Annotated in this window: 17 protein-coding genes and 2 pseudogenes; 10 read left to right on the top strand and 9 right to left on the bottom strand. The window is 51.8% G+C overall.

The genetic code is table 11. The features are described from left to right. Positions 1-55 precede the first annotated feature (55 nt). The 5 genes and pseudogenes from ACJ9N4_RS01685 (at position 56) to ACJ9N4_RS01665 (ending at position 6,374) form a co-directional block, all read left to right on the top strand. A complete protein-coding gene (locus tag ACJ9N4_RS01685) occupies positions 56-4,177 on the top strand; it encodes an RHS element core protein (protein WP_411500206.1) in 4,122 nt (1,373 codons plus the stop codon). 13 nt (positions 4,178-4,190) lie between these two features. Beyond that, entirely contained in the window at positions 4,191-4,448 is a 258-nt protein-coding gene (locus ACJ9N4_RS01680; protein WP_182919608.1) for a hypothetical protein, read from the top strand. A 46-nt stretch (positions 4,449-4,494) separates the two neighbouring features. Beyond that, positions 4,495-4,689 (top strand): annotated as a pseudogene (locus tag ACJ9N4_RS01675) (RHS repeat-associated core domain-containing protein); the annotation flags it as partial. 21 nt (positions 4,690-4,710) lie between these two features. Further along, entirely contained in the window at positions 4,711-5,307 is a 597-nt protein-coding gene (locus ACJ9N4_RS01670; RefSeq protein ID WP_182920091.1) for a hypothetical protein, read from the top strand. Positions 5,308-5,321: 14 nt separating this feature from the next. Continuing rightward, positions 5,322-6,374, top strand: coding sequence for a tetratricopeptide repeat protein (locus ACJ9N4_RS01665; protein WP_411500205.1), 1,053 nt, complete (start codon positions 5,322-5,324; stop codon positions 6,372-6,374). A gap of 885 nt (positions 6,375-7,259) precedes the next feature. On the opposite strand, the pseudogene ACJ9N4_RS01660 reads toward ACJ9N4_RS01665, so the two are convergent. The 6 genes and pseudogenes from ACJ9N4_RS01660 to fucP form a co-directional block, all read right to left on the bottom strand. Next, positions 7,260-7,628: pseudogene (locus tag ACJ9N4_RS01660) on the bottom strand (GNAT family N-acetyltransferase); the annotation flags it as partial. Positions 7,629-7,950: 322 nt separating this feature from the next. After that, positions 7,951-8,673 (bottom strand): L-fucose operon activator, encoded by a 723-nt coding sequence (fucR, locus tag ACJ9N4_RS01655; protein ID WP_182274645.1) that lies wholly within the window; start codon positions 8,671-8,673, stop codon positions 7,951-7,953. 58 nt (positions 8,674-8,731) lie between these two features. Continuing rightward, positions 8,732-9,154: an L-fucose mutarotase gene (gene fucU, locus ACJ9N4_RS01650; RefSeq protein ID WP_182274161.1), complete on the bottom strand. Its 423-nt coding sequence runs from the start codon at positions 9,152-9,154 to the stop codon at positions 8,732-8,734. Position 9,155: 1 nt separating this feature from the next. Beyond that, the gene (gene fucK, locus ACJ9N4_RS01645) at positions 9,156-10,574 is read right to left on the bottom strand and encodes an L-fuculokinase (protein WP_182274162.1); all 1,419 of its coding nucleotides are present in this window, start codon (positions 10,572-10,574) and stop codon (positions 9,156-9,158) included. Between the two features lie 103 nt (positions 10,575-10,677). Next, positions 10,678-12,453 carry an L-fucose isomerase gene (fucI, locus tag ACJ9N4_RS01640; protein ID WP_182919610.1) on the bottom strand — a complete coding sequence of 592 codons (1,776 nt, stop codon included), beginning with the start codon at positions 12,451-12,453 and terminating at the stop codon, positions 10,678-10,680. A 31-nt stretch (positions 12,454-12,484) separates the two neighbouring features. Beyond that, on the bottom strand, positions 12,485-13,795 hold the full coding sequence (gene fucP, locus ACJ9N4_RS01635) for an L-fucose:H+ symporter permease (RefSeq protein WP_196391006.1): 1,311 nt from the start codon (positions 13,793-13,795) through the stop codon (positions 12,485-12,487). 552 nt (positions 13,796-14,347) lie between these two features. Here fucP and fucA point away from each other — a divergent pair. From fucA to pnuC, 4 genes are all read left to right on the top strand, one after another. After that, positions 14,348-14,995 (top strand): L-fuculose-phosphate aldolase, encoded by a 648-nt coding sequence (gene fucA, locus ACJ9N4_RS01630; protein WP_182919612.1) that lies wholly within the window; start codon positions 14,348-14,350, stop codon positions 14,993-14,995. 27 nt (positions 14,996-15,022) lie between these two features. Beyond that, positions 15,023-16,171 carry a lactaldehyde reductase gene (gene fucO / locus ACJ9N4_RS01625; RefSeq protein ID WP_182919613.1) on the top strand — a complete coding sequence of 383 codons (1,149 nt, stop codon included), beginning with the start codon at positions 15,023-15,025 and terminating at the stop codon, positions 16,169-16,171. A gap of 288 nt (positions 16,172-16,459) precedes the next feature. Then, a complete protein-coding gene (gene nadA, locus ACJ9N4_RS01620; RefSeq protein ID WP_182274167.1) occupies positions 16,460-17,503 on the top strand; it encodes a quinolinate synthase NadA in 1,044 nt (347 codons plus the stop codon). 22 nt (positions 17,504-17,525) lie between these two features. Continuing rightward, positions 17,526-18,245 (top strand): nicotinamide riboside transporter PnuC, encoded by a 720-nt coding sequence (gene pnuC / locus ACJ9N4_RS01615; RefSeq protein ID WP_182274168.1) that lies wholly within the window; start codon positions 17,526-17,528, stop codon positions 18,243-18,245. Here the strand turns inward: pnuC and zitB are convergent. Beyond that, positions 18,242-19,171, bottom strand: a complete 930-nt coding sequence (gene zitB / locus ACJ9N4_RS01610) for a CDF family zinc transporter ZitB (protein WP_182274169.1) — start codon at positions 19,169-19,171, stop codon at positions 18,242-18,244. The two genes, pnuC and zitB, sit on opposite strands and share 4 nt — an antisense overlap. Before the next feature lie 186 nt (positions 19,172-19,357). On the opposite strand from zitB, the gene aroG reads away from it, so the two are divergent. Then, on the top strand, positions 19,358-20,410 hold the full coding sequence (gene aroG, locus ACJ9N4_RS01605) for a 3-deoxy-7-phosphoheptulonate synthase AroG (protein WP_182274170.1): 1,053 nt from the start codon (positions 19,358-19,360) through the stop codon (positions 20,408-20,410). Between the two features lie 61 nt (positions 20,411-20,471). Here the strand turns inward: aroG and gpmA are convergent, their stop codons facing one another. Both gpmA and galM read right to left on the bottom strand, forming a co-directional pair. Then, on the bottom strand, positions 20,472-21,224 hold the full coding sequence (gpmA, locus tag ACJ9N4_RS01600) for a 2,3-diphosphoglycerate-dependent phosphoglycerate mutase (RefSeq protein ID WP_182274171.1): 753 nt from the start codon (positions 21,222-21,224) through the stop codon (positions 20,472-20,474). Between the two features lie 208 nt (positions 21,225-21,432). After that, positions 21,433-22,420: galactose-1-epimerase (gene galM / locus ACJ9N4_RS01595; RefSeq protein ID WP_411500204.1), on the bottom strand; the 988-nt coding region annotated here is incomplete at its 5' end.

Here is a 22,420-nt window from a genome sequence, read left to right as displayed (position 1 = left end):
CAGTAATAAGACGATATTTCAGAGAAAAACAATAAGAGATAAAAAGGACGGGAACATGAGCGGAAAACCGGCGGCGCGTCAGGGTGACGGCACCCTGAAGGGTGGCCTGATAATCCAGGGTTCGGCGGGGGTGATGATTGGCGCGCCCACCGGCGTCGCCTGTTCGATATGCCCCGGCGGCATGACCTCCGGCAACCCGGTCAACCCGCTGCTGGGCGCGAAGGTGCAGCCCGGCGAAACCGATTTCGCCCTGCCCGGCCCGCTGCCGTTTGTGCTTTCCCGCTCTTACAGCAGTTACCGCACGAAAACGCCCGCACCGGTGGGCATATTCGGCCCCGGCTGGAAAGCCCCTTTTGATATCCGCTTACAGATACGCGATGACGAACTCATCCTCAATGACAACGGCGGACGCAGCATTCATTTTGACCCGCTGTTTCCAGGTGAAACGGTCTTCAGCCGTAGTGAATCGTTCTGGCTGGCGCGGGGCGGCGTACCGGCACTGCATGAAAGCAATCCGCTGCATCTTCTCTGGCAACGGCTGCCGGAAGCGCTGCATACCAGCCCGCATATTTACCTCGCCACCAATAGATTACAGGGGCCGTGGTGGATACTCGGCTGGTCTGAACGCGTTCCTGCACCGGATGAGGTACTGCCCGCCCCACTGCCGCCGTACCGGGTGCTGACCGCGCTGGTGGATAATTTCGGGCGGGTAATGGTTTTCCACCGCGCCGCCGCCGGTGAGTTCGCAGGAAATATCACCGGCGTGACGGATGGCGCAGGCCGCTGGTTCCGGCTGGTGCTGACCACGCAGGCGCAACGGGCGGAGCAGTACCGCAAACAGGCCGCTGCCGCAAAACAGCCGCCAGTTCCTGATGTGCTGCCCGCCACGGAGTATGGCGCAGACGACGGTGTTCGCCTGGCGGAAGTGTGGCTCACCCGCGACCCGGAATACCCGGATGACCTGCCTGCACAGCCGCTGGCGCGTTATGCCTATTCACCGCGCGGTGAACTGGTGACGGTATATGACCACAGCAACACAGCCGTGCGCGCCTTTACTTATGACGAAAAATACCCGGGCCGAATGGTGGCGCACCATCATGCGGGCAGGCCGGAAATACGCTATCGCTACGATGCTACCGGACGAGTCGTGGCGCAGCGTAACCCGGCAGGCTTAAGCTACGCCTATGCATACGAAAAAAACAGTATCACCATCACCGACAGTCTGAACCGCCGTGAAGTGCTGCACACTGAAGGTGACGGTGGACTGAAGCGGGTGGTGAAGCAGGAGCGCGCAGACGGCAGCGCCACGCACAGCGAATATGACCCCGCAGGCAGGCTTATTGCGCAGACAGATGCGGCGGGCCGTAAAACGGAATATCGCCTGAGTCCCGACTCCGGCCTGCTGAAAGAAATTATCACACCGGACGGCAGGCGCACCGAACTTTACCACAACAGCCAGCGCCAGCTGACCAGCACGCTGTACCCGGACGGGCTGAAAACCCGGCAGGAATACGATGACCTGGGCAGGCTGACTGCCGAAACGACGCGCAACGGCAGTACAACCCGTTACTTTTATGCTGACCCGCGCAGTGAACATCCCTGCGCCACCGAAGACGCCACTGGCAGCAAAAAACAGATGGTGTGGAGCCGCTACGGGCAGTTGCTGACCTTCACCGACTGCTCCGGTTATGAAACCCGTTATGAATATGACCGTTTCGGGCAGCTCACGGCGACGCATCAGGAGGAAGGGTTAAGCCTGTACCGGGTTTATGATAATCGCGGCAGACTGGTCAGCCAGCGGAATACCGCAGAGCAGGAAACCCGTTACGAATACAATGTGGCGGGAGACCTGACGGCAGTCATTTCTCCTGACGGCAGCCGCAGCGAAACCACCCACGATAATCGGGGCAACGCCATCAGCACCACACAGGGTGGGCTGACACGCCGGATGGAATACGACTCCGCAGGCCGGGTGACGCAACTGACCAGTGAAAACGGCAGCCATACGGCATTCACTTACGATGTGCTGGACAGGCTGACGCAGGAAACCGGTTTTGACGGCAGGGTGAAGCGTTACCGTTACAGCGCGACCGGACAGCTTGTGCGCAGCGAGGATGAAAGCCTTGTCACGGCGTGGCATTACGATGAATCTGACCGGCTGACATACAGAACCGTGAACGACGAACCGGCAGAACAGTGGTTCTACAACGAACGTGGCTGGCTGACAGACATCAGCCACCTCAGCGACGGACGGCGCGTCGCCGTGCATTACGGTCATGACAACCGGGGCCGCCTTATCAGCGAACGCCAGACGGTGCATCACCCGGAAACCGGTGAAGTGCTGTGGCAGCACGACACGAAGCAGGATTACAGTGATAAGGGGCTGGCGACCATCACCACCCCCGACCACCTGTCGCCGGTGGAATGGCTCACTTACGGTTCCGGCTATATTGCCGGGATGAAGCTCGGCGACGAACCGCTGGTTGATTTCACCCGCGACCGCCTGCACCGTGAAACGCTGCTCAGCTTTGGTCAGTACGAAAGAACCACGGCATACACTGCCGCCGGGCAGCCGGAGAGTTATCATTTTAACAAACCACAGCTTAACCGCGACCACACCTGGAACGATGTCGGGCAGCTTATCCGTATCAGTGGCCAGCATGAACAACGCGATTATCAGTACAGCGACGCCGGGCGACTGGTCAGCACGCATATCAAATCTCCGCATCATGACCTGACGCAGTGGACGCTCACCGACCCGGCGGGTAACCGGACAGCGGAGCGGGATAAATACCCGATGCTGCCGGAGGTCTGGCGCGACAACCGCATCGCCCAGGATGCGAATTACTTTTACCATTACGATGAACATGGAAGACTGACGGAAAAAGACGAGCGACGAGTCAGAAATGGCGGCAGCCATACCCACCACTACAGCTATGATGACCAGCACCGGCTTACACATTACCGCCTGATGCAGCAGGGAGACACCCTGACGGAGAGTCGCTATACCTATGATCCGCTGGGCCGCCGTATTGGTAAACGGGTATGGAAAAGCCGGACGGAGCGTGACTCAAGCGGGGATAGTTATCTGTGGCTGGATCCCGAGCCGGAAGTGACGTGGTATGGCTGGGATGGCGACAGACTGACCACCACGCAGACGAACGCCACCCGTATCCAGACGGTGTACCAGCCGGGAAGCTTTACACCGCTCATCCGCATTGAAACGGCCACGACGGAACTGACCAGAACCGCCCGCCGCACGCTGGCGGAGAAACTCCAGCAGGATGCAGGAATGGTGTTTGCGCCGGAACTGGTGGCGATGCTGGATAATCTGGAAGACGAACTGAAACGCGGGGCCATCAGCGAACAAAGTCAGGCATGGCTGGCGCAATGCGGACTGAGTGTGGAGCAGATGAAAAATCAGGTGGAGCCGGAACTCGCGCCAGTGAGGAAAATTCATCTGTACCACTGCGACCACCGGGGACTGCCTCTGGCGCTGATTGATGTCAATGGATATGTTGCGTGGAGCGTGGAGTCTGATGAATGGGGGAATATACTGCGGGAGGATAATCCGCATAATCTGCAACAGCTTATCCGGTTGCCGGGGCAACAGTGGGATAAGGAGACGGGATTGTACTATAATCGTCACAGATATCTTGATCCGTTGCAGGGCAGATATATAACGCAGGACCCGATAGGGCTGAAAGGTGGTCTAAATCCGTATACATACCCGCTGAATCCGACTACAGATGCAGATCCTTTGGGGCTCTTTGTGATGCTCCTCCCAATTATTGGGGAAGTGGCTATTAACTGGTTGGTTGTAGGTAGCGGAGTGGCAGGTGGTGCAGTTTTGGCAACACCGAGTGATGCTCCACAATCCAAAGCAAAAACGGAGAGTTTGACTAAATGTGATACGGCAAAACTGTGCCCTCCATGTAAAACAATTTCAGGTAGGATTATTCCTGTTAAAACCCTATCATATCGACCTTTGGATGAAATACCTGATGATAAAATGGAGCATGGCGTATACGGTTCTCACCACAATATATTTGAGGCCAATCAAGCCCCGTCTAATACGCCTAAACCATGTAAATGCTTTTGGGTGAAACAAGGTTATGTACTTAAACCGTGGGAGATTTCATCAGATATAGTGCCAATGGAGCCATTTTTAGAGTAATGTGAGGTGAACATTGAAATACGTAAATGGCGGTAAAAATATAAAAATTGGTGACATCGTAAATGTTGATGGAGTTGATGGGATTGTTGTCTGTGATTATGAGAATAGTATTGCTCTAGATGGATATGAAGGCTGGCTCATAAAAGAGGAGCTAATAGGAGGAGGATATTTCTCATCTGGGATTATGGTTGATACAAAAGATTATGGGCTTATTCATTATCCAGATGAAGACCCTGATATTAAATTTATCGCAAGGCCGACGGAACGGTAATATGTCCGGTGAATGGGGATGCTCGCCGCAGGAAGCAGCCCCGGATAATCTGGAGCAACTTATCCGACTGCCCGGGCAGCAGTACGATGATGAGTCGGGGTTATACTATAACCGGAACCGTTACTATAACCCGAAGTAGAGGCGGTATATCACGCAGGACCCCATTGGATTAAGAGGTGGGTTAAACTCATATTCGTATCCACTTAATCCAGTTGCAAATATAGATCCATTAGGACTTGATTGTTTCACTGCAAATGATTTATTGGGAAGCTCAGGGTCGGTAGATTGGGGCACAGAAACTCAGAGTCTTGCTGCCAGCGTACCAGAGCAGGATCTCCCGGCTGCCCTTCATGATCATGCTATAGGAGCCGGAGGATGGAACCCAGGTGCTGATTACGTAAAACTTTGGGCTATAGATACCCCTGTTGTAGCCGGAGCAACGTTAACTGGACCAGTATCAAGCTTAGCAGCATATGGTAAAAATACACTTTCATTAGTAGAAATTATGGCTGGTAGTGCCAGTTCGTGTGCGGCAGTTGCCACAACTGATTATATGAATGGTAAGACTCCAGATAAATCTGAGCTATTGCTATGTGGCTCGACAGGAGCTTTCGGAGCTGGAAAAAGTTTTATAGAAAAAACACTGATGAAGATGGGATTTTCTTTTTTGAGTAAGGGGAATGATACGCAAGCTGGTATAGATGCTGCCGCAAATACAGGCATTGAGGAGGTTATTGGAGGAGCTGCGGGGACACTCCCTTACGTTCCCAAAGGGCCAGTTGGCGATTATGTAACAGATACATTTTCCGGCAATGCCTTTGATTCTGTAAAAAACAAAGACAACACAAAACAGGAATAGGATAAAAATAAAAAATGGCAAATATAAAAAATAAAAAACATACGCCAATGGCGATTTTAATCATTGCCACTGTATTTTTCATAACTCTCATCAGTGTTTATTTTTGGCAATTTCTTGATAAACACTCGAATTCACAAAATTATCCAAATGAAATATCAGAACTCGTTAACGCTGCAAAAAACGGGGATTCGCACGCTCAGTCTAATTTGGGACAAGCATATGAACATGGCAAGGGGGTTGCACAGGATTATACACAGGCAATTATTTGGTACCGCAAAGCAGCAGAGCAAGGTTTTAACATTGCACAATATAACCTTGGTTTAATGTATTATAATGGAAAAGGAATCTCTCAAAGTTATGAAAAAGCTGGAGAATGGTATCGCAAAGCAGCAGTGCAAGGACTGGCTGTAGCTCAATATAATCTGGGCCGTTTATATTCATTAGGCAGAGGAGTTCCTCAGTCATTTGTTAATGCAGAAGAATGGTATCTAAAATCGGCAAACCAGGGGTATACGCATGCTCAGGTCAACATTGGCATGCTTTATTTACATGGGCAGGGGGTGGCACAAAATTATCCACTTGCAAAAATGTGGTTTGAAAAAGCAGCAAAAGATAATGATGCTTTAGCTATGAATAATTTAGGCTATATATATAATTATGCAGTTGGTGTCCCACAAAATAAAAGACAAGCTGTATTTTGGTATGAGAAAGCAGAAAAGGCTGGTTCCTGCGAAGCCAGGAATGAACTTTCGATATTATATTTCAGAGGAGAAGGCGGACTTAAACATAATGAGATAAAAGCAATGAAATTATTAATATCCTCGGCTCAACAAGAATGTGTTGAAGCCCAAAACAACTTAGGCATTGTATATTCACATAGCACAGAACCGCTGAGGGATTATGTTGAATCATACGCCTGGTATGCAGTTGCATTTGCCAATGGCAAATTATCAGCGGAACAACAGCAAGCTGAAATTTCTAAAAAAATGAGCGTTAACGAATTAGCTAAAGCGAATGAACTTGCACATAAATATGTGCTGCTTTACTTACAAAAAAATGATTTTTAAAAATTTAATGACGCATTATCTGGCGTTGAAATACTGCGATATAATGGGCAGAAATATTATATACACTTTATAATACTTACTGCTATGTTATAATTTTGAGTGTCGAATATGTGCATTTAGTACGGACTCATATTCCATCAATAAACCCATCTTTGGGTTTATTTGAAATCTGTCATACTCACGATAAGTACTCAACTCCTCATATTCCGTCATACCATATTTGTTTAACAGCCAGTAATCGGCAATAATTGAGGCTTGTTGTTCCATAGTGTAAAAGATGAATGATGGTTCATCTAATTTATAATTACACCAGATTGATGATGCATATGGGTCACAAAAAGAAGAATCATATCTGAAATACTGCCAGACAAAAGACATCGCGAAGATAAACAAATGAGGATATTTTACAGAATCATGATGACTTGTATAATCACCAGAAAAATCAGGTCGGTATTCATTCACGCTTAAAAGCACGATCCCATTTTTAGTGGTAGTGATAATTCTGGGTTGTGTTCGGGATTGACTGCTATGACAGTATATCTTTACTCTGTCATAGTCGATAATATTCTGAAAGACAGTCTGCGCCAGTTTTATCTCTCCGGGAGTTAGCGACCTGAATAACTCGGTGTCGGATTGGGGGGGGACGGTAGTTCTACAGACAGATGATGGCTATTTCTCAGGATAGTCTCATTATTATCAAGAGAGGAGTTTCTTAATATACTTTCGCACATAACAACCTCCATTTATTTTGCTTTATCATACTCCAGGGAACAAAAAACTCAATAGGAAATATGATACTTGCTTCGCTGTTTATTTTTATCTGTGACATCTATCTTATGGCATCTTCCTTATGAATAATCATTCAGGAAACTGTTAAAAGAAGATTTAGCCACACTTATTAAGATCTCCCGGCGTCACCATCAGCATCATCGAATCCATCGGCGACAGCTCAAAACCCACTTTCAGGTAAAACGCCCGCGCCTCATCAGGCAGCGCATGAACCAGCATTCCGCGAATACCGATAGTGTCAGCCACCTGCATCACCCGCAGCCCGGCATCGCGCACTAGCGCCCGTCCAATACCCTGCCCTCGCAATGATTGATCCACCGCCAGACGTCCCAGCACCACAACCGGGATGGGATCAGGCATGTTGCGGCGAAAGCGACCCGGTGCGGTATTAGTGGTTACAGTGCTGGACGCCAGCGAGTAATACGCCAGTACCTTAGCATCACTGTCGCAGCAAACAAAAGTGCGAAGATGGTAGGGCGACAATTTGTGTTGAGCTATGCTGATGCAGGCAAATTGGCATTATGTCCCTATGTATGTCAGCAATACTCTCAACGTCTAAAAATTACGCGGTTAAACCATATGAATCAGACTATTGTTTGTAGCTTTCAAAAATGGGCCTATACTTAGGCCCACAGTAAGCGAGTTGGTTGTGTGTTTTTCTTTCTTTTCAAAGGATTAGGATTTAAACCAGAATCCTGCACGACCCACCAATGTAAAAAAGCGCCCTAAAGGCGCTTTTTTGCTATCTGCGATATAGATGATTCGAACCTGCGGCAGGTCTGAGCCCTTAACTCCCTATGTTAAACAGCTTTGTATCAGACACAATATGTGTCACTTCATCCAGATGTCCAAAACGAGCCTCCCCCGAACGATTAAACTTACTTTTATCAACCAGCAATAAAGACTGAGATGCGTACTTAAGCAGCAGCGATTTGAAGCTGGCATTGACCATATTGGAATCCCACAACCCTCCGTGGCTGTCTATCCCTTCGCAGGAAAAAATAAACAGGTCGATCTCCAGCGACTTGAGCTGTGAAATCAGCGAGGGATTGACGTAGCAACCGTATTTACGTTCGAGCTTACCGCCGGAACTGATGAGCTGAATCTGTTCACGTTTACCCAACTCCAGGCAGATTGGGTGGCTGTTGGTAAAAACCTGAAGATCGATGTCCGGCAACTGCCGTGCCAGATACCAGCAGGTCGAACTGGCGTCTAAGGCTATGACCATCCCGGCATCGATCCAGGCCAGCGCTTCTCTGGCGATATCGGCTTTATGTGCAAAGTGGCTCTTTAGACGCATATGGAAAGGGTCACCACAGTCCTGGTTTTCCCGATGAATGTATTTAGCCCGGCCGTGGTTGCGCAGAACTTTCCCCTGAATCTGTAGTTCGCTGAGATCGCGGCGAATGGTCTCTTTGCTGACGTGAAGCTGGGCGGCTAAGGCTTCCGTCGTCAGGCTTTTATGCTGGATCAGCAGGTTTACTATCGCTTGCTGGCGTGCCGCTTTCATCTTTTCTCGCCCCATCATTCGATACGCGCCCGCGTCAGGCGAGCGCACCAGCATGAGATTATGGCGTCACTCCTTTTTTTAAAAGAATATTCCCGTACTTAGCACACTCACCTGTGATAACGATCGCAAAGGTTTTTCGCGCGCGTTCGTAAAACGCGTAGCGGTCAATGCGGATGATCTCCGGGCAAGGGGATTGCAGAGAAAGCGCATCGCGATAGCGAGCTTCGACGGTGGGGTCGAGGGAATCACCCTCTACTGCGGCCATCATCACCAGCGGCGGCGCGTAGCAGTCGAGTTCAAACAGCGGAATGATTGCCTGCAGCAGGTCACTGACCTTCAGCCCATCAGCGCGAATAACCTGCGGTCCCATGCTGTGAGCGGGGAAGTGGGCATCAGAAAAAATAATCTCATCGCCGTGGCCCATCCCGGCCAACACTTTCAGCAGTTCTGGGGAAATCAATGGTGAAATCGTTTTTAGCATCTCAAACGCCCTCAATCAGTTCGGGTTCAGTTTGTGGATAGAAGTAGCGGTACTGATAGTTCACCTGCGCTCTGGCCTGTTCCGGGCTGGTAAATTCGCCAATGCCGTACCAGCCAAACATAGCTGCGCCAGCCACTGTGGTTTCGGCGTCGTCGAGTACCTTGATGGGAATATCGAGCATATTGGCTTTTATCTGGTTCCACAGCGTGTTGCGGCTACCGCCGCCGACCAGCAGCAGTTCGGTCGTGTTGAAGTGGCCGATTGCCTCCAGCGTACGCAGATTCTGCGCCAGCTGTCTGGTGAGACCTTCCAGAGCAGCACGATAAAAGTGGCCTCGCGTGGTGTTGAGCGTGACGCCCTGCCAGCCTGCATTCTGGCAGGCGAGGAGATCGCAGTGCATTTTCACGCCCTCGGCCCCTTCGGGAATGAGGCGAGCAGCTTCAATCAGCGTTTGCCAGGGCGTCTCTTCCGTCCACAGTAGTTTGCGCACCCATTCGAGCACACCTGATGCCAGCCACTGCATGCCGGGGTTATACAGGTCAGGCTGGCTGTCCAGCTCGCACGTTGAACCAGCGTAGTGGCTGAGCAGCGGTGTATCGACCTGCGCGCTGCGTACCATCAGGATCTCCCACGTCCCGGATGAGAGCACGGGTTCATCCTGTCTGGCACCTGCACCAAATAGGGCAAACTGGGTATCGTGTCCGGCTGAAATGACCGGGATCCCGGTGGGGAGGCCAAGCAGACGGGCAGCCTCTGGTTGTAACGCCCCGATTAGCTCGCCAGCTTCGACCAGACGTGGAAACAGTCGGCGCGTCAAACCGGCAGCCTGCAAAATTTCGCCGCTGAAATCACGCCGCTGAATATCCAGCATCTGGCTGGTTCCCGCCATAGTCATGTCGGTGGTGAATTCCCCGGTCAGGCGGTGGTTAATCAGCGAAGAAATAAACAGCCAGGCATGTGCCTGTTCCAACAGCTGTGGATGATTTTCTTTTAGCCACACTAGCTTATAGAGGGTGTTGAAGCCAAATGCACCGACACCGGAAATGTCCTGAAGCCGCTGAGGTGACAGCAATCGGTCGATATTTTTCATCACTTCGGCAGTGCGTGGACATTTCCAGCTGATGATCGGGTAGAGCAGCTTGCCGCGCTCATCGACCAGTGCGCCGTCGACGCCGAAAGTGGTCACCGTTACGCCGCGAATGCGACAGTTTGCCAGTTCCGTCGTCAGCGTTCGGCAGCAGTCTGCGAAGCGCTGCATAATGGCATCCAGAGACCACTGATGCCAGGCGCTATTCTCTACGGCGATTTCGCTGGCATTTGCCGTGGCGGCGCGGGCGACAATTTTGCCATGACGGTCAACGGCAATGGCCCGGATGTTGGTCGCACCACAGTCGAGAACCAGAATAACATCTTGTTTCATAACAACTCCTGAAACGTTGCCGGATAACGCTGCGCTTATCCGGCCTACTATTCGGTATTTTGTCGGCCCGGTAAGCTTGCGCTCCCGGGCAAAGACGTCGGGATTAACGTTTGTACAGTGGACCGTAGTTTTGGCAGGCGCGGTAATCCTGACCTTCGCTATCCATTCCGTGCGCGGCCCAGGAGGAAGGGCGATAAACCTTCGATTCTTCCACGTTATGCATGCAGACCGGAATACGTAGCATTGATGACAGGGTGATGAAGTCGGAGCCGACGTGGCCGATGGTCAGTACGCCGTGGTTTGCCCCCCAGTTAGCCATCACGGAATAAACATCGGTAAATGGCCCTTTACCGGTCAACCGCGGTGCAAACCAGGTCGTCGGCCAGGTTGAGTTGGTACGGGCGTCGAGCTGGTCGTGCATCTCTTTCGGTAATTCTATGCTCCATCCTTCTGCAATCTGCAGCACCGGACCAAGGCCTTTAATGATATTCACGCGGGTCATGGTGAATGGCACGCCGCCTTCGGTCAGGAAGCGGGAGGAAAAGCCGCCGCCGCGGAAGTATTCGTGGATCGCCGGGCACCATTCGGTGGCTGCCAGGCAGGCATCAGCCTCCTGCTGGCTGATTTCCCAGTGTGGCTTCATCGTTGGTTTACCATCGCTGCCGCGCTGTTTGCACGAGCCGTCCAGTGCCGCAGAGCCGGAGTTAATCAGGTGGATAATACCGTGTTCGGCCAGCCCACTGAGTGGTTGCCCGGTCACGCGTTCTACCGCTTCCGGAGACCAGTAGGTGCGCACGTCGGCGAACACCTGCGCGGTGCCGGTCAACTGGTGGCCCATCAGCATCGCCACGCCGTTGAGACTGTCGTTTTCGGTTGCGACGATAAAGGGTTCACGCACGCCGTTCCAGTCAAAGGAGCTGTTGAGCAGCGCTTCAGCAGTATCGCCATTAGGGTATTGATCGGTCCAGTGGCGCTGACCCTGGAAGCCTGCCGCAATGGCGTTGTAGCCCAGGGACTCTTCAACCAGCCCTTTTTCCGCCAGCTTTTGATTACCCTGCATCATGTCGCGAATACACATCGCCATCAGCAGGCTCTCTTTCAGCACCTCACGGCTCTGCGCTTCATTGCGCTTATACTGCTGAGCGTTCTGGTCTTCGCCGTAGCGGAAGTTTTGGTCCGCCCACGCCAGCGCCATTTCCAGCTCGGTTTCATCGTAGATTTTCTGGTCAATACGGCGGCGCAGCTCGGTCATATCGACCGCTTGTACCTTCATGCCCAGCCAGGATTCGAAGAAGTTGTGGTCGACGATGGAACCGGCAATCCCCATTGAAACGCCGCCAACGGAGAGATAGCTCTTCCCCTTCATGCTGGCGACGGCTAAACCAGCACGCGCAAAGCGCAGCAGTTTTTCTTCAACGTCAGCAGGAATTGAGGTGTCGTCAGCGTCCTGTACATCATGACCATAGATAGAGAAGGCTGGAATGCCTTTCTGGCTGTGCGCGGCCAGCGCGGCGGCGAGATAAACGGCACCCGGACGTTCGGTTCCGTTAAAGCCCCAGATGGCTTTCGGGCGCATCGGATCCATATCGATCGTTTCGCTACCGTAGCACCAGCATGGTGTCACGGTGATGGTCACACCGACGTTCTGGCTGCTGAATTTTTCTTCACAGGAGGCTGATTCGGCCATCCCGGCAATACAGCTATCGGCGATGACGCATTCAACTTGCGCGCCGCTGGCGTGACGAAGCTTTTCGGTGAGCAGCGCGGCGGTAGCCTTCGCCATGTTCATGGTCTGCTCTTCCAGCGACTCACGAACCCCCATACGACGACCATCAATCACCGGACGAATACCAATTTTCGGTAAGCTGATTTTTTTCATTACAGAATCCTCACGTTATTCGGAAAAATGTTCAATTTGTTGCCGTCTGCGAACGGAAACGGGCAAAGATGAAGATGACGGCAAAGCATACGGCTGGAACCAGCTCGGCTGCTGGAATATTGCCTGCGGCATCGCTGACGAAGCCCATGACGGGCGTCACAATGCCGCCGCCGATAATCGTCATGACGATGAAGGACGAGCCGTATTTGGTGTCCTGACCCAGATTCTTGATCCCTAAAGAGAAGATGGTCGGGTACTGAATCGACATGAACGTGCTGCACAGCGTCAGCGCCAGCAGGCCGAAATGGCCGCCTGTGAAGGCAGAAATCAGGCATAGCAGCATGGCGAGCAGAGCATAGGCTGCCAGCACTTTATGCGGTGCGAAGCGGCGGATAAGCCAGGTACCGGTAAAGCGACCGATAAAGAAGCACACCATGGTGCCGGTCAGGTAGTTGGCGGCGAACCCAGGCGTCATGCCAGGGATCTCTTCAATGGCGTAGCGAATCAGATAGCTCCAGCAGGCGGTTTGTGCGCCGACGTAGCAGAACTGTGCCAGCACCGCCCAGCGCCAGTGGCGGATGCGCACCAGACGAGAAAGGGATGAGGCGAATGAGCTCTGTGTGCTGTCGGTATGATCGTCACTCTGTAGGGTCGGGAATTTAGTCAACATAATCAGCAGGGCGACCAGCAATACAATTGCCACGATGATCATGTAAGGCGTTTGTACGGATAGCACCAGACTGTGCTTATAGGTGCTCAGTTGTTCTGGCGTCATTTTATCGAGCACATCCTGAGATTGATGTGGCACGTTAGACAAAATAAGACTTTGTCCAAATACGACAGCGATAATAGCGCCAAAGGAGTTAAATGTTTGTGCCAGATTAAGACGGAAATGACCACCACTCTCAGGGCCTAATACGGTTACAAACGGATTGGCAGCGGTTTCAAGACAGCCTAATCCTGCAGCGATAATAAAAAGACCGATCAGGAACAGGGTATAGTTCATGACTTCTGCGGCAGGCCAGAATAATGCAGCACCAAAAGCATATAAGAATAACCCGGTAATAATACCTGCTTTATAGCTCATCTTTTTCATCAGTATTCCTGCTGGCACAGGAATGACGAAGTAGCCGAAATAAAATGCGGATTGAATCAGACCTGCCTGAAAGTTAGTCAGGGTAAAGGCTTGCTGAAACTGGGGTAATAAAATGTCATTCAGGTTATTAGCGACTGCCCAAAGAAAAAATAGTGAGCAAAGTAACGCAAAAGGAATAATGTAACGCTGGGCTTGTCCGGTATTTTCCGTACGAAAACTCTGCGTTTGTATTGTTGTGTTTCCCATAACATCCTCGTTGGTTCAGAAGCGTCAGAGTGTGGCCATTCTTGCTTATCAGACCGTAAAAAAAGAAGAGTTCTTTTTTCTTACTCGCCTAAATCTGGCGGTCGGAATGAACTCATGAATTCATTTTCGAGTAAAAAAGGTCATTTAATATGATGGCGGTCACACTTAACGACAAAGCGGTATTTTTATGTGATTGCTGTCACTTTAATTTATGAAAAACAATGCCCGTTTGAGTAAATAAATATTAAAAACAACAAAGAGGATGCCCGATTTAATTTATTGCTGCGAAAACGGGCATTTTCCACAGGTGAACAGATAAAATGCCCGTTTCGTTAAATATTATTAAGAGCGGTCATTTTTCATGAAATGAATCAGGCGGATGAAGAGTGATTATCTGTAATTAATTGATGATGATCACAAAATAAAGTTACAAAAATTTCTTTAAGATTATTCAATATGAAAATAGTGAGCAAATACACGATTAGCGATTAATTCAACAGAACAAGATGAGTTGTTCTGTTGGTGTTATTGAATCATCAAGAGAGGTAACAAATGGAACGAAATACACTGGCTCGGCAGATTATTGATACCTGCCTGGAGATGACCCGACTGGGTCTGAATCAGGGAACAGCTGGCAACGTTAGCGTGCGCTATCAGGGGGGGATGCTGATCACACCAACGGGTATTCCCTATGAAAAACTGACCGAGTCACACATCGTTTATATTGATGCCGATGGTCAGCATGAGCAGGGAAAACTGCCGTCCAGTGAGTGGCGTTTCCATATGACTGCCTACCAGACGCGCCCGGATGCCAATGCGGTGGTGCATAACCATGCGGTGCACTGTACTGCCGTGTCTATCCTGAATCGTGCTATCCCGGCTATTCATTACATGATTGCCGCCGCCGGGGGCAATTCTATTCCCTGTGCGCCGTATGCCACGTTTGGCACGCGCGAGCTGTCAGAATATGTGGCCGTCGTCCTCAGGAACCGCAAAGCGACGTTGTTGCAGCATCACGGTTTAATCGCCTGCGAAGAAAATCTGGAAAAGGCGCTGTGGCTGGCGCATGAGGTTGAGGTACTGGCTCAGCTTTATCTTAGTACGCTGGCGATTACCGATCCGGTGCCGGTGCTTGATGATGAGGCTATCGCCATCGTGCTGGAAAAATTCAAAACCTATGGGCTGCGTATTGAAGAGTGATATCGCAACGCGAACAGGAGAACGGCAATGGCGAACAGAATGATTCTGAATGAAACGGCCTGGTTTGGCCGGGGTGCGGTAGCGGCACTTTGCGATGAAGTAAAACGCAGGGGCTACCATAAAGCGCTGATTATCACTGATAAAACGCTGGTGCAGTGCGGCGTGGTAGCGAAGGTTACGGATAAAATGGACGAGGTGGGCCTGGTCTGGGATATCTACTCTGGGGTGCTTCCTAATCCGACGATCGGTATCGTGAAAGAGGGGCTGGAGGTTTTTCAGCACAGCGGCGCAGATTATCTTATCGCCATCGGTGGCGGGTCGCCGCAGGATACCTGTAAGGCGATTGGTATTATCAGCAATAACCCGGAGTTTGCGGATGTTCGCAGTCTGGAAGGACTGTCGCCAACGCGTAAACCCAGCGTTCCCGTTCTGGCAATTCCCACCACGGCGGGAACGGCGGCGGAAGTGACCATTAACTATGTGATCACTGATGAAGAGAAGCGGCGTAAATTTGTTTGCGTCGATCCACATGACATTCCGCAGGTCGCTTTTATCGATGCCGACATGATGGACGGAATGCCGCCGTCGCTGAAAGCGGCAACCGGTGTGGATGCGCTGACCCATGCGATTGAAGGCTATACCACCCGTGGTGCGTGGGCCTTAACAGATGCGTTGCACATCAAGGCCATTGAGATTATTGCCGGGGCGCTGCGCGATTCAGTGGCGGGTGAACGGGATGCCGGAGAGGCAATGGCGCTAGGTCAGTATGTTGCCGGGATGGGTTTTTCCAACGTTGGATTGGGGCTGGTTCATGGCATGGCGCACCCGCTGGGGGCATTCTATAACACCCCGCACGGCGTGGCGAATGCCATATTGTTGCCGCATGTCATGCGCTACAATGCCGAATATACTGGCGATAAGTTCCGCGAAATTGCGCGAGCGATGGGCGTGAAGGTGGAAGGCCTGACCCTTGTTGATGCACGTAATGCGGCGGTTAATGCCGTCTTTGCGCTCAATCGTGACGTGGGTATTCCCCTCCACCTGCGTGACGTAGGGGTACGTAAAGAGGACATTTTGGGGCTGGCACAGGCGGCGTTTAATGATGTATGTACCGGCGGTAACCCACGGGAAGCGAGTTTCAACGATATTATCGAACTGTATCATACAGCCTGGTAGGTTCTGGTAAGGTCGTTCAGCACGGTGCTCTGCACCGTCCGCGTTAATATCAGAGGGGGAGTGTCGTAAGGCATTCCCCAACGGTCGATCAGTACGTTTAATTTTATTTTTTTACCTTCCAGGTCAGGCAAAGCGGCTACCCGACAAATGCTCATCGCACCTATTTCCGGTGACTTTTCACCTCATATCCGCTATCTTGTTTAGTATACAAAACACAATTGCCGTCGGTTTTGCTATGTCATGCAAAAGAAAGGCAATATTGTTAAGCCAGTAAAACGAGATGCCATAATGAGTGTGATGTTTGATCCAGAAGCTGCAATCTATCCCTTCCCGCCAAAACCTGTCCCACTAACCGTGGATGAAAAGCAGTTCTACCGTGAGAAGATCAAACGTCTTCTCAAGGAGCGAGATGCCGTGATGGTGGCACATTACTACACTGACCCGGAAATCCAGCAACTGGCGGAAGAGACCGGGGGGTGCATTTCCGACTCTCTGGAGATGGCACGCTTTGGTGCAAAACATCCCGCGTCCACGCTACTGGTGGCGGGCGTTCGTTTTATGGGCGAAACGGCAAAAATACTCAGCCCTGAAAAAACCATTCTGATGCCGACGCTTAATGCTGAATGTTCACTTGATCTCGGCTGCCCGATTGACGCGTTTACCGCCTTCTGCGATGCCCATCCTGACCGTACTGTTGTGGTCTATGCCAATACATCTGCAGCGGTAAAAGCGCGTGCAGACTGGGTGGTGACGTCCAGTATTGCCGTTGAGCTGATTGAGCATCTGGACAGCCTGGGCGAGAAAATCATCTGGGCACCAGACCGGCATCTTGGAAGCTATGTCCAGAAGCAAACCGGCGCAGACGTTCTCTGCTGGCAGGGTGCCTGTATTGTGCATGACGAATTCAAGACACAGGCGCTGACGCGCATGAAGGCGCTCTACCCGGAAGCGGCCATCCTTGTTCACCCGGAATCGCCACAATCAATTGTCGATATGGCGGATGCCGTTGGATCAACCAGCCAGTTAATCAACGCCGCGAAAACATTGCCGCATAAGCAGCTTATCGTGGCGACCGATCGCGGTATCTTCTACAAGATGCAGCAGGCCGTGCCGGAAAAAGAGCTGCTTGAAGCGCCTACGGCGGGTGAAGGGGCGACGTGCCGCAGTTGTGCTCACTGCCCGTGGATGGCGATGAATGGCCTGAAAGCGATTGCCGAAGGGTTAGAAACCGGTGGTGCAGCACATGAAATCCATGTGGATGCCGCCCTGCGTGAAGGTGCGTTAATTCCGCTTAACCGCATGCTGGATTTTGCGGCTACACTACGTACTTAATTCAACAGGCCCCGGGGAAAAGATGGATTTTTTTAGCACACAGAACATTCTGGTTCATATACCGATTGGTGCGGGTGGCTATGACCTGTCATGGATTGAGGCCGTTGGCACGCTGGCCGGGTTACTCTGTATCTGGCTGGCAAGCCTTGAGAAGATCAGCAATTACGCATTCGGGTTAATTAACGTCACGCTCTTTGCCATCATCTTCTTCCAGATCCAGCTATATGCCAGCCTGCTTTTACAGCTGTTCTTCTTCGCGGCGAATATTTACGGCTGGTACGCATGGTCCCGGCAGAACAGTCAGCAGGAGGCAGAGCTGCAGATCCGCTGGTTACCTCTGCCAAAAGCCATCGCCTGGCTTGTCGCCTGCGTTGTCGCCATTGGTTTAATGACTGTCTATATCAACCCGGTATTTGCTTTCCTGACCCGGGTCGCGGTGTCTGTCATGTCCGGTATAGGGTTGAACGTCACGATGCCGGTGCTGCAACCAGATGCCTTCCCGTTCTGGGATTCCTCCATGATGGTGTTGTCGATTGCTGCGATGATCCTGATGACCCGTAAATACGTTGAAAACTGGTTGCTGTGGGTCATCATCAACGTCATTAGCGTGGTGATCTTTGCCCTGCAGGGGGTCTATGCGATGTCACTGGAGTACTTGCTTCTGACGTTCATTGCCCTGAACGGTAGCCGCATGTGGATTAACAGCGCGCGTGAGCGGGGTTCTCACGCGCTTTCCAGCTAGTGGTGGTGATGTGAATGGCCGGGCTGTGCTTCGTTCAGATGACAGTCTGGTCCGTTACAGGGCTGGTACTCCATCTGGATAGTGGCGTGGCCAATCTCATAGTGATGTTCCAGAAAGTGATGGATGCGTTCAAGCAGCGCATCATGATCATGAGGTGGGATGACCTGAACGTGCAAGGTCATGACAGGTTTCTCACCCACCAGCCAGACGTGAACGTGGTGGACGTTTCTCACTTCATGGATTGAACGGCGCAGATTGCGTTTTAGCTCGATAATATTCACTGAAGTGGGTGCGCCCTCCAGTAACTCATTGACGCTCTCCTTCAGTAACCGCCAGGCACTGCGCAGAACCAGGCAGGATACCAGTACCGAAAGAATAGGGTCGACGGGTGTCCAGCCGGTATAGAGGATCACCAGCGCAGCGACTATTGCCCCGACAGAACCGAGTAAATCACCCAGCACATGCAGCGCCGCCGCCCTGACGTTCAGGTTTTTTTCACCGCTGCCACGGTGCAAAATCCAGAATGCCAGAATATTGGCAAGCAGCCCTGCTACGGCAATGACCATCATTGTCATCCCGGCAATTGGCTGTGGGTGCCTGAAACGCTGGAAGGCCTCCCAGACAATAAAAATAGTGATCACAACCAGTGCAATCGCGTTAACAAAGGCAGCAAGGGTTGTAAGCCGGAGCCAGCCAAACGTATGGCGGGCATTGGGCGGGCGACGGGCGAACTTAACGGCCAGCAGAGCGAAGAACAGGGCTGCGGCATCGGTGAGCATGTGCCCGGCGTCAGCCAGCAAGGCCAATGAGCCAGAGATAATCCCACCGATCACTTCGACAACCATAAAGACCGCGGTTACCCCGAAGGCGAGCATCAGGCGTTTAGCATTTTCATCCCCGGAGGCGTGCGAGTGAGAATGCGCCATATCTATTTTCCTCGTTTCTTTTTAGGCTAAGTGTAGAATTTTTAATGTGTTACACAAACCTCTTTTTCGCTATGTTACGCGTAATGGCCGGAGAGGGTGTAAAAGGCGGTTTACACTTCCAGGCTGACGAGATAGATTGAAGGGATTGCTTTCATTACTCAAAATATGGCAGAGCCCGGACAGAAGATGAATTACCAGAACGACGATTTACGCATTAAAGAGATCAATGAGTTATTGCCTCCAGTCGCACTCCTTGAAAAATTCCCCGCCACGGAAAATGCTGCAAACACGGTGTCTCACGCCCGTAAAGCGATCCACAAGATCCTGCGCGGCAATGACGATCGTCTGTTAGTGGTGATTGGCCCGTGCTCTATTCACGATCCTGCCGCGGCAAAAGAGTACGCAGCCAGATTGATCTCGCTGCGTGAAGAGCTAAAAGGCGAGCTGGAAATTGTGATGCGCGTTTATTTTGAAAAACCGCGTACCACGGTGGGCTGGAAAGGGCTGATTAACGATCCGCACATGGATAACAGCTTCCAGATTAACGACGGTCTGCGCATTGCACGCAAACTGCTGCTGGAAATCAACGACAGCGGTCTGCCCGCGGCCGGAGAGTTTCTGGATATGATTACGCCACAATACCTGGCCGACCTGATGAGCTGGGGCGCAATCGGTGCGCGTACCACGGAATCTCAGGTTCACCGCGAGCTGGCGTCTGGCCTCTCTTGCCCGGTTGGTTTTAAAAACGGTACCGACGGCACCATCAAGGTAGCCATTGACGCCATCAATGCTGCCGGGGCACCGCACTGCTTCCTGTCCGTGACCAAATGGGGCCACTCTGCCATCGTGAACACCAGCGGTAACGGCGACTGTCATATTATTCTGCGCGGTGGTAAAGAGCCGAACTACAGTGCAAAACATGTGGCTGAAGTGAAAGTCGGGCTGGAAAAAGCAGGTCTGTCACCGCAGGTGATGATCGACTTCAGCCATGCCAACTCCAGCAAGCAGTTTAAAAAGCAGATGGAAGTGGGTGAAGATGTTTGCCAGCAGATCGCCGGGGGTGAAAAAGCGGTGATTGGGGTGATGATTGAAAGCCATCTGGTTGAAGGTAACCAGAATCTGGAAGGCAGCGAGCCGTTGGTTTACGGTAAGAGCGTCACCGATGCATGCATCGGCTGGGAAGATACCGACACCATCCTGCGCCAGCTGGCGAACGCGGTAAAAGCACGTCGCGGCTGATTCTGACAGCGCAAATAAAAAAGCGTGGATTGCTCCACGCTTTTTTTATGTCTTGCGAAAATTACTTCGCTTTACCCTGGTTCGCTACTGCCGCCGCTTTAGCAGCGATTTCATCAGCGTTACCCAGGTAGTAGTGTTTGATTGGTTTGAAGTTTTCATCGAACTCATATACCAGCGGTACGCCAGTTGGGATGTTCAGTTCGAGGATCTCGTCTTCACCCATGTTGTCCAGGTATTTCACCAGTGCACGCAGGGAGTTACCGTGCGCGGCGATGATCACGCGCTCACCGCTTTTCAGACGTGGCAGAATGGTTTCGTTCCAGTAAGGCACAACGCGGTCGATGGTCAGCGCCAGGCTTTCAGTTGTTGGCAGCTCAGCGTCGGTCAGTTTCGCGTAACGCGGGTCGTGGCCCGGGAAGCGTTCGTCGTCTTTGGTCAGTTCTGGTGGGGTGATCGCGAAGCCGCGACGCCACTGTTTAACCTGCTCGTCACCGTATTTCTCAGCGGTTTCTGCTTTGTTCAGACCCTGCAGCGCACCGTAGTGACGTTCGTTCAGTTTCCAGGATTTCTCAACCGGCAACCAGGCCTGATCCAGCTCGTCCAGTACGTTCCACAGCGTGTGGATGGCACGTTTCAGCACAGAGGTGTAAGCAAAATCAAAGCTGAAGCCTTCTTCCTTCAGCAGTTTACCTGCTGCTTTCGCTTCGCTTACGCCTTTCTCGGACAGATCAACGTCATACCAACCGGTGAAGCGGTTTTCGTTGTTCCACTGGCTTTCGCCGTGGCGCACCAGAACCAGCTTAGTTACAGCCATATCTTACTCCTCATAAGCTTTATTGAATGATAACAATTCTCATTATATTGCCGTGACAGTGCCAGCGGCAACGCTTAACCCTAACCATAGCGAAAATAGTCTCTGAGTGTAAGATGCTTGTGAATCCAGGGTTATTATTTTGTCTGCAATCGATGCTATTTTCAGCAAGATGGACATAAAAAAAGCCCTCCGAAGGGAGGGCTGGAGATTAGTGAGGAATAAAATGGTATTCCGTCACGCTAACGTACTCTTGACCCGGACGCAGTATGCAGTCCGGTTGCGACCATTCAGGATGGTTCGGGCTGTCAGGCAGGAACTCGCTTTCCAGCGCCAGACCTTGCCAGTCGCTGTATTCATCATGTTCCCGTGCCGCTGTGCCGCCAAGATAATTACCCGAATAGAACTGCAGGGCAGGGGCGGTGGTGTAGACCGTCATTTGCAGCTTCTCATCCGCAGACCAGACCTGGGCCGCAGGCTGATTCACATCGCCTTTTGCCTGCAGCAGGAAAGCGTGGTCGTAGCCTTTCACCTTGCGCTGATCGTCATCGCTCAAAAAATCCTGCGCGATGGTTTTCGCATTGCGGAAATCAAAGCTGTTACCGTTTACTGATTTCAGCCCCTGGTGTGGGATCCCCATTTCATCCACCGGCAGGTACTCATCCGCCAGTATCTGCAGCCTGTGGTTACGGACATCGCACAGATTACCGTCCAGGTTGAAGTAAGCGTGGTTGGTCAGGTTGACCGGGCACGGTTTATCGACTGTCGCACGGTACTCAATGGCAATGCGGTTATCGTCAGTCAGCGTAAAACGTGCAAAAACGGAGAGATCCCCGGGGAATCCCTGATCGCCATCGGGAGAATCCAGCGAGAACAGCACCTCACCGTCATTTTGCTGAACAATCTGCCAGCGACGCTTATCAAACCCTTCCGGGCCACCGTGTAGCTGATTTTCTCCCTGGCTAGGGAGAAGCGGGTAGCGCACACCGTCGAGTTCAAAACAGCTTTTCGCGATACGGTTAGCATAGCGTCCCACGGACGCGCCAAGAAAGGCGGCCTGGTTGACGTACTGCTCTGGCGACGCACAGCCGAGCAGGGTTTCGCGCACGCTGCCGTCAGGCATCGGTACGCGAGCAGAAAGCAGGGTTGCACCCCAGTCCATCAGCGTCACCACCATCCCTGCGCTGTTGCGCAGAGTT

The organism is Enterobacter sp. LM3, assembly GCF_046622475.1.
GTDB lineage: Bacteria > Pseudomonadota > Gammaproteobacteria > Enterobacterales > Enterobacteriaceae > Enterobacter > Enterobacter cloacae_P.
The sequence above is the reverse complement of the archived record's forward strand: the minus strand, read 5'-3'. Positions and strand labels throughout refer to the sequence as shown.

What these genes read in the sequence shown, in the direction of transcription:
- ACJ9N4_RS01665 (WP_411500205.1), top strand. Translation starts at nt 5,322, where the DNA reads ATGGCAAATATAAAAAATAAAAAACATACGCCAATGGCGATTTTAATC.
- aroG (WP_182274170.1), top strand. Translation starts at nt 19,358, where the DNA reads ATGAATTACCAGAACGACGATTTACGCATTAAAGAGATCAATGAGTTA.
- fucP (WP_196391006.1), bottom strand. Translation starts at nt 13,795, where the DNA reads ATGGGAAACACAACAATACAAACGCAGAGTTTTCGTACGGAAAATACC.
- fucO (WP_182919613.1), top strand. Translation starts at nt 15,023, where the DNA reads ATGGCGAACAGAATGATTCTGAATGAAACGGCCTGGTTTGGCCGGGGT.
- zitB (WP_182274169.1), bottom strand. Translation starts at nt 19,171, where the DNA reads ATGGCGCATTCTCACTCGCACGCCTCCGGGGATGAAAATGCTAAACGC.
- ACJ9N4_RS01685 (WP_411500206.1), top strand. Translation starts at nt 56, where the DNA reads ATGAGCGGAAAACCGGCGGCGCGTCAGGGTGACGGCACCCTGAAGGGT.
- fucU (WP_182274161.1), bottom strand. Translation starts at nt 9,154, where the DNA reads ATGCTAAAAACGATTTCACCATTGATTTCCCCAGAACTGCTGAAAGTG.
- nadA (WP_182274167.1), top strand. Translation starts at nt 16,460, where the DNA reads ATGAGTGTGATGTTTGATCCAGAAGCTGCAATCTATCCCTTCCCGCCA.
- pnuC (WP_182274168.1), top strand. Translation starts at nt 17,526, where the DNA reads ATGGATTTTTTTAGCACACAGAACATTCTGGTTCATATACCGATTGGT.
- fucK (WP_182274162.1), bottom strand. Translation starts at nt 10,574, where the DNA reads ATGAAACAAGATGTTATTCTGGTTCTCGACTGTGGTGCGACCAACATC.
- fucA (WP_182919612.1), top strand. Translation starts at nt 14,348, where the DNA reads ATGGAACGAAATACACTGGCTCGGCAGATTATTGATACCTGCCTGGAG.
- fucR (WP_182274645.1), bottom strand. Translation starts at nt 8,673, where the DNA reads ATGAAAGCGGCACGCCAGCAAGCGATAGTAAACCTGCTGATCCAGCAT.
- gpmA (WP_182274171.1), bottom strand. Translation starts at nt 21,224, where the DNA reads ATGGCTGTAACTAAGCTGGTTCTGGTGCGCCACGGCGAAAGCCAGTGG.
- fucI (WP_182919610.1), bottom strand. Translation starts at nt 12,453, where the DNA reads ATGAAAAAAATCAGCTTACCGAAAATTGGTATTCGTCCGGTGATTGAT.